13 protein-coding genes are annotated in these 14,288 nt (G+C 70.5%); 7 read left to right on the top strand and 6 right to left on the bottom strand.

Features of this window, described 5'->3' with window-relative positions; all coding sequences use genetic code 11:
* Positions 1-24 precede the first annotated feature (24 nt).
* Both fomD and IQ210_RS15350 read left to right on the top strand, forming a co-directional pair.
* Complete coding sequence (gene fomD / locus IQ210_RS15355) at positions 25-717, top strand: cytidylyl-2-hydroxypropylphosphonate hydrolase (RefSeq protein WP_194079581.1); 693 nt, start codon at positions 25-27, stop codon at positions 715-717.
* A 292-nt stretch (positions 718-1,009) separates the two neighbouring features.
* Positions 1,010-3,067, top strand: coding sequence for a SpoIIE family protein phosphatase (locus IQ210_RS15350; RefSeq protein WP_194079580.1), 2,058 nt, complete (start codon positions 1,010-1,012; stop codon positions 3,065-3,067).
* A gap of 70 nt (positions 3,068-3,137) precedes the next feature.
* On the opposite strand, the gene IQ210_RS15345 is transcribed toward IQ210_RS15350, so the two are convergent.
* Positions 3,138-5,426, bottom strand: coding sequence for a transglycosylase domain-containing protein (locus tag IQ210_RS15345; RefSeq protein ID WP_194079579.1), 2,289 nt, complete (start codon positions 5,424-5,426; stop codon positions 3,138-3,140).
* A gap of 248 nt (positions 5,427-5,674) precedes the next feature.
* Between IQ210_RS15345 and IQ210_RS15340 the strand changes: the two genes are divergently transcribed.
* From IQ210_RS15340 to IQ210_RS15320, 5 genes are all read left to right on the top strand, one after another.
* Entirely contained in the window at positions 5,675-6,607 is a 933-nt protein-coding gene (locus IQ210_RS15340; protein ID WP_194079578.1) for an SPFH domain-containing protein, read from the top strand.
* Positions 6,604-6,831, top strand: coding sequence for a hypothetical protein (locus IQ210_RS15335; protein ID WP_194079577.1), 228 nt, complete (start codon positions 6,604-6,606; stop codon positions 6,829-6,831). The genes IQ210_RS15340 and IQ210_RS15335 overlap by 4 nt, the downstream gene beginning before the upstream one ends.
* Positions 6,832-6,936: 105 nt before the next feature.
* The gene (locus IQ210_RS15330; RefSeq protein WP_194079576.1) at positions 6,937-7,461 is read left to right on the top strand and encodes a PadR family transcriptional regulator; all 525 of its coding nucleotides are present in this window, start codon (positions 6,937-6,939) and stop codon (positions 7,459-7,461) included.
* Positions 7,458-8,147 carry an ABC transporter ATP-binding protein gene (locus IQ210_RS15325; RefSeq protein ID WP_194079575.1) on the top strand — a complete coding sequence of 230 codons (690 nt, stop codon included), beginning with the start codon at positions 7,458-7,460 and terminating at the stop codon, positions 8,145-8,147. Before IQ210_RS15330 ends, IQ210_RS15325 begins: the two co-directional genes overlap by 4 nt.
* Positions 8,144-10,468, top strand: a complete 2,325-nt coding sequence (locus tag IQ210_RS15320) for an ABC transporter permease (protein WP_194079574.1) — start codon at positions 8,144-8,146, stop codon at positions 10,466-10,468. The genes IQ210_RS15325 and IQ210_RS15320 overlap by 4 nt, the downstream gene beginning before the upstream one ends.
* A 42-nt stretch (positions 10,469-10,510) precedes the next feature.
* On the opposite strand, the gene IQ210_RS15315 is transcribed toward IQ210_RS15320, so the two are convergent.
* From IQ210_RS15315 to IQ210_RS15295, 5 genes are all read right to left on the bottom strand, one after another.
* Entirely contained in the window at positions 10,511-10,939 is a 429-nt protein-coding gene (locus IQ210_RS15315) for a hypothetical protein (protein ID WP_079308056.1), read from the bottom strand.
* 4 nt (positions 10,940-10,943) lie between these two features.
* Positions 10,944-11,339 (bottom strand): roadblock/LC7 domain-containing protein, encoded by a 396-nt coding sequence (locus IQ210_RS15310; RefSeq protein WP_194079573.1) that lies wholly within the window; start codon positions 11,337-11,339, stop codon positions 10,944-10,946.
* Positions 11,340-11,381: 42 nt separating this feature from the next.
* On the bottom strand, positions 11,382-12,305 hold the full coding sequence (locus IQ210_RS15305) for a MarR family transcriptional regulator (protein ID WP_407699700.1): 924 nt from the start codon (positions 12,303-12,305) through the stop codon (positions 11,382-11,384).
* Between the two features lie 213 nt (positions 12,306-12,518).
* On the bottom strand, positions 12,519-13,880 hold the full coding sequence (locus IQ210_RS15300) for an AI-2E family transporter (RefSeq protein ID WP_194079571.1): 1,362 nt from the start codon (positions 13,878-13,880) through the stop codon (positions 12,519-12,521).
* 158 nt (positions 13,881-14,038) lie between these two features.
* Positions 14,039-14,288, bottom strand: a 250-nt coding sequence (locus IQ210_RS15295; RefSeq protein WP_194079570.1) for an aggregation-promoting factor C-terminal-like domain-containing protein, incomplete at its 5' end; no start/stop codon positions are given.

The following is a 14,288-nucleotide window of genomic DNA, read 5'->3' as shown; positions in this document are numbered from 1 at the left end:
GCCCGGGGCACCTAATATCTGTGCATGGCAGAGGGTGGAGCGGTGAGAGCAGCGGAAGCGGGTACGTCGGCGTCCTTCTGGGAGCCCGGGAGTCAGATCCTGTGGCGCTACCGGGAGAACGGCGGCGAGCGCTTCCACATCGCACGCCCTGTGACCGTCGTGCGGGACGACCCCGAGCTGCTCGCCGTGTGGATGGCGCCGGGGACCGAGTGCGTGAAGCCGGTGCTCGCCGACGGCACGCCCGTGCACGCGGAGCCGCTGGAGACGCGGTACACCAAGCCCCGTGCCGTCCAGCGCGACCGCTGGTTCGGCACGGGCGTGCTGAAGCTGGCGCGGCCCGGTGAGCCGTGGTCGGTGTGGCTGTTCTGGGAGCCGGGCTGGCAGTTCAAGAACTGGTACGTGAACCTCGAGACGCCGCTGACGCGTTGGGACGGCGGGGTCGACTCCGAGGACCACTTCCTCGACATCTCCGTGCACCCGGACCGCAGTTGGCACTGGCGCGACGAGGACGAGTTCGCGCAGGCCCAGCGTGACGGCCTGATGGACGCAGGACAGGCCGAACAGGTCCTGGCGGCGGGCCGGTCCGCGGTGGAGGTGATCCGGGCTTGGGGCCGGCCGTACGCGGACGGCTGGCAGCACTGGCGCCCCGATCCGTCCTGGGTCGTACCGTTGCTCCCGGAGGACTGGGACCGTACGCCCGCGCACGTGTCCTCATGAGACCCTTGATGCGCCCCCGGGCAACAAACGTAGGATCGTCCTCCGCAAGAGCGCGCGGCGGCAACTACCGGAGCGTGCACTGAGCTTGACCATTCGTCACCGAGGGGCGGCAGGACGTGATCGAGGGGTACGAGGGCAACACGGGCGCGGTCGGACGGTCCGGCCGCGGCACAGGAACAGCCTCTGACCACGCGGGAATTCCGTTCCTGGGGCAGCCAATCCGGGTATCGGCATTTCTGCGGGACGAACTGCACGCGCGGCGCGCAGCCCCCAACGGACGGAATCGACACGCGTGACGGAGCAGCCCACCTCCTTCGAGCGCCCCCAGACGGGCGCCGACCCCGCGGACCCCCGCGGGGCGCTCCTGCGTGCCTCCACGCCCCCGCCTGGCGCCTTACCGGCACAAGCCCGCGCCGGCGAGACGCCTGCCCCCGGATCCGACATGACCACACCGCCGCCCGGCAGCGACCCCGAGCACTCCCAGCCCACGGTCGCCGCCGAGCCCGACACCCACCGGCCGAGGCCCGTGTCCGAGCTGCCCGACGTGATCCCGGCCCAGACCGGGGGCGACTCCGCGTCCAGTGAGCGGCGTACCGGACAGGGCGTGCAGCCCGGCCGGCCCACGCCGATGCGACGGGACGGGGACCGGCTGCGCTTCGTGGGCGCGGCGACCCGGCGGATCGCCCGCGGCATCGACCTCGACGAGATCGTGATGGGGCTGTGCCGGGCGACCGTGCCGACGTTCTCCGACGCGATCCTGGTCTATCTGCGCGACCCGCTGCCGGTCGGCGACGAGCGGCCCACCGGCCCGCTGGTGCTGCGGCTGCGCCGCACGGACCGCATCCCGGAGGAGCGGGACACCGAGGGCGGTTTCGTCTCGCCCGCGCTCCAGCCGGAGCCGACGGAGCTGACCGAGCTGTCGGCGGTCACCGCCGAGCTGTGCGAGGTGCGGGCGGGTGGCGCGCTCGCCGAGGTGCTGCGCGGCGTACGCCCGGTCTTCACGGACTCCCCCGCGGCCCGCGCCGCGCTGCCGGAACTGCTCGGCGAGGGCGGCGAGTTGATCGTGCCCGCCGGACAGCGGGCCATCCTCGCCCCTCTGCGTGGCCGGCGCCGGGTCATCGGTGCCGCGCTGTTCCTGCGCCGCCCGGAGCGCATCGCGTTCGAGCCGGACGACCTCCTGGTCGCCGCCCAGCTCGCCACGCACAGCGCGCTGGGCATCGACAAGGCGGTGCTGTACGGCCGTGAGGCCTACATCGCCGACGAGCTCCAGCGGACCATGCTCCCGGAGACCCTCCCGCGCCCCACCGGCGTCCGGCTGGCCTCCCGCTATCTGCCGGCCGCCGAGACCGCGCGCGTGGGCGGCGACTGGTACGACGCGATCCCGCTGCCGGGAAGCCGCGTCGCGCTGGTCGTCGGCGATGTCATGGGCCACTCCATGACATCGGCCGCGATCATGGGCCAGTTGCGGACCACCGCGCAGACGCTCGCCGGGCTCGACCTGCCCCCGCAGGAGGTGCTGCACCACCTCGACGAACAGGCGCAGCGGCTCGGCACGGACCGGATGGCGACCTGCCTGTACGCCGTCTACGACCCGGTCTCGCACCGGATCACGATCGCCAACGCCGGGCATCCGCCGCCGGTCCTGCTGCATCTGGGCGGCCGGGCCGAGGTGCTGCGGGTGCCCCCGGGCGCGCCGATCGGTGTCGGCGGCGTCGACTTCGAGGCCGTAGAGCTGGACGCCCCGGCCGGAGCGACCCTGCTCCTCTACACGGACGGGCTCGTCGAGTCGCGGCTGCGGGACGTGTGGACCGGCATAGAGCAGTTGCGCGAGAAGCTCGCCGCGACCGCGCAGCTGACCGGCCCTGATCATCCGCCACCCCTTGAGGCCCTCTGCGACGAGGTGCTCGACATGCTCGGCCCCGGCGACCGGGACGACGACATCGCGCTGCTCGCCGCCCGCTTCGACGGGATCGCGCCCAGCGACGTCGCGTACTGGTTCCTGGAGCCGGAGGACGCGGCTCCCGGCCGTGCCCGGCGGCTGGCCCGGCGGGCCTTGTCGCGCTGGGGCATGGAGGAGATGAGCGACTCGGTGGAGCTGCTCGTCAGCGAGGTCGTCACCAACGCGGTGCGGTATGCCTCACGGCCGGTGACGCTGCGGCTGCTGCGGACCGACGTGCTGCGCTGCGAAGTCGGCGACGACGTACCCCAGTTGCCCCGGCTGCGCCAGGCGCGGGCCACCGACGAGGGCGGGCGCGGCCTGTACCTCGTCAACCGGCTGGCGCGGCGGTGGGGGGCGACCCGGCTGAGCACCGGGAAGGTCGTCTGGTTCGAGCTGAACCGCGGGGGCTGACCCCCGCGAGGCGGACACGGAGAAGGGGGCGCCCGGTGAGAACCGGGCGCCCCCTTCTGTCTGCCTGCGGCTACTGCCCCAGCCCCGGATCCACCGGGTCCGTGTCGTCCGCCGGTGGCCTCGTCGTCGGCGTCTGCGTGGGTGTTTGCGTCGGCGTCTGGGTCGGGGTCTGGGTCGGCGTCTGCGTCGGGGCCTCGGTCGTCGGGGCCTCGGTCGTCGGCTCCTGGGTCGTCGGCTCCTCCGTCGGCGTCTGCGTCGCCGTCTGGCTGGGCGTCTGCGTCGGGGTGTACGACGGCTCGACCGCCGCGCCCTGGTCGGTGTCCAGGTCGAACTCGGCGGACGTGGACGTCACGCCGAACATGTACGCCGCCCAGATCTGCGCCGGGAAGCCACCGCCGTTGACGCGGTCGAAGCCGCCGGCGCCGTACATCTTGGCCTGTCCCGGCTTGGCGTGGTTCTCGCCGAACAGGCCGACCGACGTGACCAGGTCGGGGGTGTAACCCGTGAACCAGGCCGACTTGTTGTCGTCGGACGTACCCGTCTTGCCCGCGACCTCCTGGCCGTCGCGCAGCGGGTTGTCGCGGACGGACGTCTTGGCCGTACCGTCGTCGACCACGCCCGTCAGCACGGAGGTCACCGTGTCGGCGGTCTCGCGGCTGATGACCTGCTCGCCGATCGGGTCCGGCATCTCGACCTGACTGCCGTTGCGCTCGGCCGACTTGATGATGGTCGGGGTGACCTTCTTGCCATGGTTGTCGAGGGTGGCGTAGACGCCGGCCATCTGGATCGGGCTCGCGCCCATGGTGCCCAGGGTGTAGGCGGGCAGCGCCTTCAGGTCGCCGGTGTCCATGCCGAGCTTGTCGGCGGTGTCCAGGACCTTGTCCATGCCGACGTCGACGCCCATCTGCGCGAAGACGGAGTTGATGGACTTGTTCATCGCCGTCTGGACGGTGACGTCGCCGTAGTCGGTGTCGTCCTCGTTCTCCGGGTCGAAGGCGATGTCGCTGCCCTCGACGGGACGCTTGCTCGTGCCGTCGTAGATCGTGCTCGCGCTGATCTTGTCGCCGTCCTGGGTCTCGGCGCCCTCCTCCAGGGCGGCGGCCAGGATGACCGGCTTGAACGTCGACGCGGGCTGGTAGTCCTCGCGGTTGGCGTTGTTGTAGTCGTGCTTGACGTAGTCCGCGCCGCCGTAGAGGGCGACGATCTTGCCCGTCTTGGGGTCGACGGACACGGCGCCGGCCTGGATGTTCTTGTCGACCTCGCGCTTGTCCGGGTCCAGCTTGTCGGTGAGCTGGGTCTTGACGGCCTTCTCCAGCTGCGCCTGCTTCTTCTTGTCGATGTTCAGGGTGATGGTCCAGCCACCCTTGTCGTACTGTGCCTGCGCCTCGTCCTCGGTGAGGCCGTCGTTGGCCATCAACTGCTTGATGAGCTGCTGCTTGGCCAGCTTGACGAAGTAGCCCTTCTGCCCCTTGAGCCCGGCCTCGGCCTTGGGCTTCTTCGGAACCGGGAACTCCATGTCCGCGCGCTTGCCGGCGTCCAGCCAGCCCTCCTCGACCATGTTGTCGAGGACGTAGTTCCAGCGGTCCTTGACGAGCTTCTTGCTGTAGTCCGAGGCGACGTTCCAGTCGTACTGGCTCGGCGCCTGGAGCAGCGCGGCGAGGTACGCGCCCTGCTCGACGCTGAGCTGGTCGGCGTCGACGCGGTAGTACGCCTGCGCGGCGGCCTGGATGCCGTTGGCGCCGCGGCCGTAGTAGCTGGTGTTGATGTAGCCCTCGAGGATCTCGTCCTTGGACTTCTGGCGGTCCACCTTGAGCGAGATCACCAGCTCCCTGAGCTTGCGGGTGATCGTCTGGTCCGGGGTCAGGTAGTAGTTCTTGACGTACTGCTGGGTGATCGTCGAACCACCCTGCTTGCCCTTGCCGGACAGCGTGTTGAGCAGACCGCGGGCGGTGCCCTTCAGGTCGACGCCGGAGTCCTGGTAGAAGGTCTTGTTCTCGGCGGCGACAAAGGTGAGCTGCACCTTCTTGGGGATCTTGGCGAGCTCCACGTTCTCGCGGTTCACCTTGCCGTCCCGGACCAGGACGTCACCGTTGCTGTACTTGATGGTGTTGCTCTGGAGCTTGGCGTCGGCGTTCCCTTCGGGAACCTCGACCATCATGTACAGCACGATGAAGGCGCCGATGCCGAGCAGGCAGAAGCCGAGGAACGCGCCCAGGATCTTCTTCCAGGTGAACAGCCTACGTATGAGGCTCTTCTCGGCGCCGACGCTGCCGCTTGTGGCCGCCCGCGACGAACGGCGCTTGGGCGCGGCACGTCGACCGCCGCGCTGCCGCGCTCGTCTTTCTTCCGCTCGTCCCATGGGTCCGTTCCGCTCCGCTTCGTTCATGTGTGCACGTCTGTCACACAGGTTCGCCGCTCAGGTCAGCTCAGAAAGCTAACACCGGGAGATGTGACAAAGGGCGGCCGATCCGGCCTTTTGCGGACGTGACAATCAGCACCCGCCCCTATGGAACCGACGTGCGAAGGGCGTAAAGGGTTGCTCTCGGCGATAAAAGTGATATCACTTGGATAGACCAACGCTAGACAGCCGAAGGACCGGGGGAACCCATGACCACACTCGACGCCACCACCGCCGACGTACCCGAGATGCCCGCCCCGCGCGTGCGGGAGTTCGCCGCGCACAGCATCGGCGGCGGACTCGCCCTGCTGCTCGGCCTGCTGGGGCTGTTCGCCGGTGCCGGAATGATTGCGGGCGCTACGGCGGTGTCGGCGACCGGCGGGAAGTCGGCGCTCATCGTCGGCGGCATCCTGATCGGTCTCGCCGCCTTCCTCGCCATGTGCGGGCTCAACACCGTGGCGCCGGGCGAGGCGCGGGTCGTGCAGCTCTTCGGGCGCTACCGGGGGACGATCCGGCAGGACGGCCTGCGCTGGGTGAACCCCTTCACCTCGCGCACCAAGATCTCCACCCGGGTCCGCAACCACGAGACGGCGGTCCTGAAGGTCAACGACGCCTACGGCAACCCGATCGAGCTCGCCGCGGTCGTGGTGTGGCGGGTCGAGGACACCGCGCAGGCCACCTTCGAGGTCGACGACTACATCGAGTTCGTGTCGACGCAGACCGAGGCGGCCGTCCGGCACATCGCCATCGAGTACCCCTACGACGCCCACGAGGAGGGCGGCCTCTCGCTGCGCGGCAACGCCGAGGAGATCACCGAGAAGCTCGCCCTCGAACTGCACGCGCGCGTGGAGGCGGCCGGTGTGGAGATCATCGAGTCCCGTTTCACGCATCTCGCGTACGCTCCCGAGATCGCCTCGGCGATGCTCCAGCGGCAGCAGGCCGGCGCGATCGTCGCGGCGCGGCGGCAGATCGTGGACGGCGCGGTGGGCATGGTGGAGGCGGCGCTCGCGCGGATCAGCGAGCAGGACATCGTCGAGCTGGACGACGAACGGAAGGCGGCCATGGTTTCCAACCTGATGGTGGTGCTGTGCGGTGACCGTGCCGCGCAGCCGGTCCTCAACACCGGCACCCTGTACCAGTGACCGAGGAGTCCACGCCGAAGGCGCGGCGGCCGCAGCAGCGCAAGCAGGTGCTGCTGCGGCTGGACCCGTCGGTCTACGAGGCGCTGGCCCGGTGGGCCGGGGACGAGCTCAGGTCGGCGAACGCGCAGATCGAGTTCCTGTTGCGCAAGGCCCTCGCGGACGCCGGCCGGCTGCCGGGCGAGGCCAAGCCGATCCCTCGCCGGGGGCGGCCGCCGACGCAGTAGCAGAACCGTGACAATCGGCTCTCACCTGCACCTTCACACCCGTCGCAGCCATCTACACACTCCGCGTATACACACCGGGTATACGCCGTGTGTACAGTCCTCCCCATGTCCATCGGTCACACCCTCCTGGGACTCCTGGAGTCCGGGCCCCGCCACGGCTACGACCTGAAGCGGGCCTTCGACGAGAAGTTCGGTCACGACCGGCCGCTGCACTACGGCCAGGTCTACTCGACGATGTCGCGGCTGCTGAAGAACGGCCTCGTCGAGGTCGACGGCATCGAGCCCGGCGGCGGGCCCGAGCGGAAGCGGTACGCGATCACCGAGGCCGGGATCACCGACGTACAGCAGTGGCTCGCCACGCCCGAGAAGCCCGAGCCGTATCTGCAGTCGACGCTCTACACCAAGGTCGTCCTCGCGCTGCTCACGCACCGCAACGCGGCCGACATCCTCGACTCCCAGCGTTCGGAGCATCTGCGGATGATGCGGATCCTCACCGACCGCAAGCGCAAGGGCGATCTCGCGGACCAGCTGATCTGCGACCACGCCCTGTTCCATCTGGAGGCCGATCTGCGCTGGCTGGAGCTCACCGCCGCGCGTCTCGACAAGCTGGCGCAGGTGGTGGCCAAGTGAACGCGCCCGCGGGTTCCCTGCTCTCCGCCGACAAGCTCTGCAAGACGTACGGCCCGACCGTCGCGCTCGACGGCGCCGAGTTCTCCATCCACCCCGGTGAGGTCGTCGCCGTGATGGGCCCCTCCGGCTCCGGCAAGTCGACGCTGCTGCACTGTCTCGCCGGGATCGTCACGCCCGACTCGGGTTCGATCACGTACAACGGCCGCGAGATGGCCACCATGAACGACGCCCAGCGCAGCGAGCTGCGGCGCACCGAGTTCGGGTTCGTGTTCCAGTTCGGCCAGCTCGTGCCCGAGTTGACCTGTGTGGAGAACGTCGCGCTGCCGCTGCGGCTGACCGGCACCTCCCGCAAGGAGGCCGAGAAGACCGCCCTGACGTGGATGGAGCGCCTGGAGGTCGACGACCTCCGCAAGAAGCGTCCTGGTGAGGTCTCCGGCGGTCAGGGCCAACGCGTCGCCGTGGCAAGGGCGTTGGTGACCAGCCCGCGTGTGCTGTTCGCCGACGAGCCGACCGGTGCGCTCGACTCGCTCAACGGCGAGCGGGTGATGGAACTGCTCACCGACGCCGCCCGGTCCACCAACGCCGCCGTCGTCCTCGTCACGCACGAGGCACGGGTGGCCGCCTGGTCCGACCGCGAGATCGTCGTACGGGACGGCAAGTCCCGGGACATGGAGCGGGCCGTATGAGGCAGTGGGTGCGGGATCTCGCCATGGGGGTCAGGTTCGCGTTCGCGGGGGGACGCGAGGGCTGGGTGCGGGTCCTGCTGACGGCCGTCGGGGTCGGGCTGGGGGTGGCGCTGCTGCTCCTGACGACCGCGATCCCGAACGCGATGTCGGTACGGGACCAGCGGGAGGCCGCGCGGCAGGACATGTCGTACAGCGCGACCCGGCTGAAGAAGGCCGACGACACCCTGATCGTCGGGTACGTCACCACGACCTACCACGACAAGAGCGTGCGCGGCCGGGAGTTGGAGCCCGAGGGGTCCAAGTCGCCGCTTCCGCCGGGGGTTTCGGCGTTCCCGGCGCCGGGCGAGATGGTGGTCTCCCCCGCGCTGAAGAAGCTCCTGGACTCCGCCGACGGCAAGCTGCTGCGGGAGCGGCTGCCCGAGCGGGTCGTCGGGACCATCGGGGAGAGCGGGCTGATCGGCTCGGCCGAACTCGCCTTCTACCGGGGCGCCGAGGGGCTCGAGTCGAAGATCAACGGCGGCAATGTGGACCGCATCGAGCGGTTCGGTACCCCGAGCCCGCCGTCGGATCCGCTGGACCCCGTGCTGCTCCTGCTGATCCTCGTCGTCTTCGCGGTGCTGCTGACGCCCGTCGCCGTCTTCATCGCCGCGGCCGTGCGGTTCGGCGGCGAGCGGCGCGACCGGCGGCTCGCGGCGCTCCGGCTGGTGGGCTCCGACGCCCGGATGACCCGGCGGGTCGCGGCGGGCGAGGCGATGGCCGGGGCCGTGGTGGGGCTGGTCCTCGGCGCCGGGTTCTTCATGATCGGGCGTCAGATCGCGGGCTCCGTCGAGCTGTTCGACTACAGCTTCTTCCCGAGCTATCTCAACCCCTCGCCGCTGCTGGCCCTGCTGGTCGCCGTCGCGGTGCCCGCCGCGGCCGTGCTGGTCACGCAGTTCGCGCTGCGCGGGGTCGTCATCGAGCCGCTCGGTGTGGTGCGGACGGCGAAGCCCTCGCGGCGCCGGCTGTGGTGGCGGCTGCTGCTGCCGGTGGGCGGGCTCGCGATGCTCTACCCGATGATCGGCCAGGGCCGTGAGCGCGGGAACTTCAACCAGTACCTCACCGTCGGCGGCGTGATGCTGCTGCTGGTCGGCGTGACCGCGCTGCTGCCGTGGATCGTCGAGGCGGTCGTCTCCCGGCTCGGCGCGGGCCCGGTCGCCTGGCAACTGGCCGTCCGCAGGCTTCAGTTGAGCAGCGGTACGGCGGCCCGCATGGTCAACGGCATCGCGGTGGCGGTGGCCGGCGCGATCGCCCTGCAGATGCTCTTCGCGGGCGTCGACAGCCAGTACACGCAGCGCAAGAGCGAGCCGGTCAGCGGGTCCGAGATGGCCGTGCGCGTGACCGACGGCAGCCCGATCGCCGCGGCCGAGAAGAAGGTCGCCGCGACCCGGGGCGTCAAGCACGTCTACGACATCTCCGACGGCTACCTCGGCGACTCCCGCACCGACCCCCAGCACTTCGCCCCCGTCTCCGTCGGCACCTGCGCGTCCCTGCGCGAGGTCGCGAAGCTCCCCTCCTGCCGGGACGGCGACGTGTTCGCCCTGAAGGGCGACGGCTACGCCTACGAGACGGCCGACGTGGTCAAGAGCGGCAAGACGCTCTGGTTCGACGACTCCGACGACGACCCGACGACGAAGACGGTCGGCTGGACCGTCCCGAAGGACATCACCGACGCCCAGCCCACGGAGGACTCGGCCCGGATCGGCCGCGCCGGCCTGCTGATGACCCCGGCCGCGCTGCCCGCGGGCGCCGACCGGCTGCTCACCACGGAGCTGTACGTGCGGCTCGACAAGGCGGTGGCGGACGCCCGCGAGTACGTCCGCACCACGGCGACGCGCCTCAACCCGTACGAAGAGCCCAACGAGCTGGTGAGCGTCTCGCGCAACGAGAACTACGCCGCCATCCGCGGCGGCCTGTTCGTCGGCGCCTCGTGTGTGCTGATGCTGATCGGGGCGAGCCTGCTGGTCTCCCAGCTGGAGCAGCTGCGCGAACGCAAGAAGCTGCTGTCGTCCCTGATCGCCTTCGGCACCCGGCGCTCCACGCTGAGCCTGTCGGTGCTGTGGCAGACGGCGATCCCGGTCGGCCTCGGGCTGGTGCTGGCGGCGACGGTGGGACTGACGCTCGGCGTGGTCCTGCTGAAGATGACGGACACCCCGGTGTCCGTGGACTGGGCGAGCGTGCTCCAGATGACGGGCGCGGGCGCCGCGGTCGTCCTCGCCGTCACCCTGCTCAGCCTGCCGCCGCTGCTGCGCCTGATGCGGCCGGACGGCCTGCGCACGGAGTGAGCCGAGGGGGCCTTCCCGACCGGGAGGGCCCCTTTCGCGCGTTCAGAGGCTGTACTCCCGCACCACCCTCCTGACCTGGGCGAACAGCATGCCCACGTTGACCGACTTACGGCACACCACCACGGCCACCACGTCCTGCTGCTCGGTCAGCCGCACGAACAGGTGGGTGAGGTTCTCGCTGTTGACGAGGATCTCCTGGAAGAAGTGGTTGTCGCTGCTGATGCCGCGCCGCTCCTTGAAGACGTCCTCGATCATCACGACAGTGCGGCCCTGGAACAGGTCGAGGGTCGCGCCCGCCAGCAGGTCCAGAACCTCGGGCGGGTGGTTGTCGACGGTCTCGTACGACAGCAGCATGCCCGTGGACATGTCGACCACGCCCGCCGCCACACAGTCCGGGGCGTCGGTGCGGAGGGACTTGACCAGGCCCATCACCTGGTCGGAGAAACCGGGGGTCATACGCTTCGTCGCCATCCCTTCAGACTCCTTCCGCGGCCTTCTCGGCGGGCGCGCTCAGGATCGTGTCGATACGGTCCAGGGCCGGCTGACTGGCCCGGTGCAGCCCGTCCACATCCATGCCCTCGTCTCCGATCACGACCATGAGCGCGGTGTCGCCGACGGCGTAGAAGGCGGCGCAGCCGTGGCTGCCGTAGGTCACCGTGCGGCGCAGGGTGCCGCGGGCGGTCGCGCCGACGGTGCGGCGCGCGAGGCCGAGACCGGCCGCGGCGAGGGCGGCGAGGCCCTCCGGGTCGATCGAGTCGGCGGTGTCGGCCGCGATGAGCAGCCCGTCGGCGGCCGCGACCGCGGTGTCGGTGATACCGGTCACCTGTTCCCGCAGTCCCCGCATTTCCAGAGCTAGAGCTTCGCGATCCATGCAATCAACTCCCCTATTTCTGTTCACATCTGGTCGGCTTCTTCATTTCGGGGCTCCGTTTCGCAGGCGGAAGAACCCTTTCCAGCTCGCTCCGGTCCTTTCCGGGGCGAGTGCTTCGGCGATACCGCTGGCGCCGGGACGTCTGCGGGGCAGTTCGTCGGGCGCTGCGGGCGGTACGGCGCTGACGGGCGGCGCGGCCGCTCTCGATGCCGCGGGCGCCGGCTTCCGCTGCCGGACGCCCTGGCCGTCGGGGGGCGGGCGGACCGGGATGGGGACGGGCGCCTCGGGGCACTCCAGGAGCCCGTCGGCGAGCATGCGGGCCATTTCCACGGTCACGGTGTAGACCCCGCGTCCGGTGCGGAAGGCCAGGTCACGGGCGGTGCTGCGGCCGTCGGCCTGGTCGAGCAGGGCGCGTTGCAGGGGGCTGAGCGGGCCGGGGTCCACGCCGGGGGCGGGGGTCGGGCGCTCACGGTCGGGGCGCAGCGGGTGCGGCAGGGTCGCGAGGGCGGCGAGGCGGCGGGTGGCGTCCTGGAGCAGCCGTACGCAGGTCTCGCCCACGGCGACGGTGGCGAACGGCTCGGCCCCGGCGACGCGTTCACAGCCGTGCACCCGGCCTGCGACGATCGCGAAGGCCGCGTCGTGCAGTGCCATCACGCAGACGACCCTGAGCTGGGCGGCTCCGGCGTGGCCGCGGGCGATCAGCCCGGTCGCGGGCCAGCGCGCCCCGCCCGACTCCCGTACCACCTCGGCCCATTGCTCACCGCTGACCCGCCCGGAGCGCAGCAGCAGCGTCTCCGGGCCGGGCGCCCCGGGACTCTCGGCGCCCACGACCAGCCCGGCCCGCAGATGAAAGGTGCCGCCGGGCACCCCCGCCACCCGCAACTGCCCGCTGAACTCCTCACGCCCGCACCGGTGCAGGGCGTGCGCCAGAACGTCGTAGCCGACGCGGTCGAGGGAGTACCGCATGCCCGCCATCACTCCCCCTGGCATTTCGCACATACGCCTGGCGCGTAGCACTGAGGGGGGTAGGTGTATCAGCCGTAGGGCATATGTCGGGCGGAGTATTCCTACCTGCCTCCACCTGACGCAATTTGAAATTCGCCGCCGCCCAATGCTCTTTGTTCGGCGGTCATTTGAACGATTCTGGGCCTACGCTGCGGGCGGGCTCGGGCGCCACGGTCAGTGTGAGGCTGGAGGCTGAGGTGGTTCTGGGTGAGTCTCGGGCGCTTCGCCTTCGCCCGGGGGCGGGGGCGCTGCCGCCGGGCCCGGCGCGGGGGCGGGTTGTGGGGCCGTCGCTGTCTCGCGTGCGTACGCCCGTAGATAGCCGACCACCGTGTTCGTCACCGCGACCAGCGGTACGGCGACGACCGCGCCGCCGATCCCGGCCACCATGCCGCCCGCCGCGACCGACAGCACCACCGCCAGCGGGTGCACCCGCACCGCGCGGCCAAGGATGAACGGCTGGAGGATGTGGCCCTCGATCTGCTGCACCGCGAGCACCACCGCCAGCGTCATCACCGCCGTGAACACGCCCTGCGTCACCAGAGCCACGACCACCGCGAGCGCGCCCGACACCACCGCGCCCACGAGCGGGATGAAGGCGAACAGGAAGATGAAGACGGCGAGCGGGACGGCCATCGGGACGTCGAGGAAGTAGATGCCGAGGCCGATGAAGATGGCGTCGATGAGGGCCACTATCACCGTGCCGCGGACGTAGGCCGTCAGCGTGCGCCAGGCCCGGGGGCCCGCGCCGGCGACACCCGGCCGCGCCGCCGCGGGGACGAGCTTGAGGGTCCACTCCCAGATGCGCCGGCCGTCGTACAGCAGGAACAGCGTGGAGAAGAACGTCAGCAGGATGCCGGTCAGCGCCTCCACCACGACCTGGACGCCCTCCAGGCCCGCGGAGGTGATCTGGTCGGTGTTGGCGCCGACCGCGTCCGCGAGGTTCTTGGAGATCTGGTTGATCTGCTTCTCGGTGACGTGGAAGGGGCTCTTCAGCAGCCAGTCGCGCAGATCGTCGATGCCGTTCTGGATCTGGTCGGAGAGGTCGTCGATGTTCTCCATGACCTGCCAGGTCACGAACCAGCCGAGCAGCCCGAGGACGACGAAGCCGAAGATCGCGGTGAGCGCGGTGGCCAGGCCGCGCGGTACGCCGTAGCCCTTCAGCCGCGCCACCGTCGGCTGGAGCAGCGCCGTGATGAGCAGGGCCACCACGAAGGCGAGGACGACGAGTTGGACGGCGCTGATGACCCGCATCAGCACCCAGACGGTGCCCGCAAGGACCAGCAGCCGCCAGCCGGCCTCGGCGGCGACCCGTACGCCCCAGGGCACGGCCTGCGCGGGGTCCGGGCGGTGCGCCACGACGGTGACGTGCTCGGCGAGCGGCTGCGGGCGGTCCGCGGGCACGCCCTGAGGTGGCGGCGGCGGCGCGTCGGCCTCGGCCTCCTCGCGCTCGACCTCCGCGCGGCGCTCGTCCAACCGCTCACCCATCTCGCTCAGTCCGGCACCCACCCGACCGAGCCACCGTGGCACTCGCGACATGATCCGTCCTCTTCCCCCGCTTCTCCCCACCACTCCCCCCTGGAGTCGTCGGCTCCGACCGTACATGCAGGGGCTGGACATGGCCGAAGCCCCTCACCGAAAGGACGGTGAGGGGCTCGGAAAGGTTGAGCAGGGTACGGATCGGTACCCGTGGCGGCCTAGTACCAGTGGTTGGCCTGCCAGAAGGACCACGCCTCGCACGGGCTGCCGTAGCGGCTGTCCATGTAGTTGAGGCCCCACTTGATCTGGGTGGCCGGGTTGGTCTGCCAGTCGGAACCGACCGACGACATCTTGGAGCCCGGCAGCGCCTGGAAGAGACCGTAGGCGCCGGAGGAGGCGTTGACCGCCTGGTAGTTCCAGCTGGACTCGTGGTCCACGATGTTGCTGAAGCACTGGAACTGGGCGCTC

The organism is Streptomyces justiciae (genome assembly GCF_015163075.1).
GTDB classification, from domain to species: Bacteria; Actinomycetota; Actinomycetes; order Streptomycetales; family Streptomycetaceae; genus Streptomyces; species Streptomyces justiciae.
This window is presented reverse-complemented; position numbering and strand designations above follow the sequence as displayed.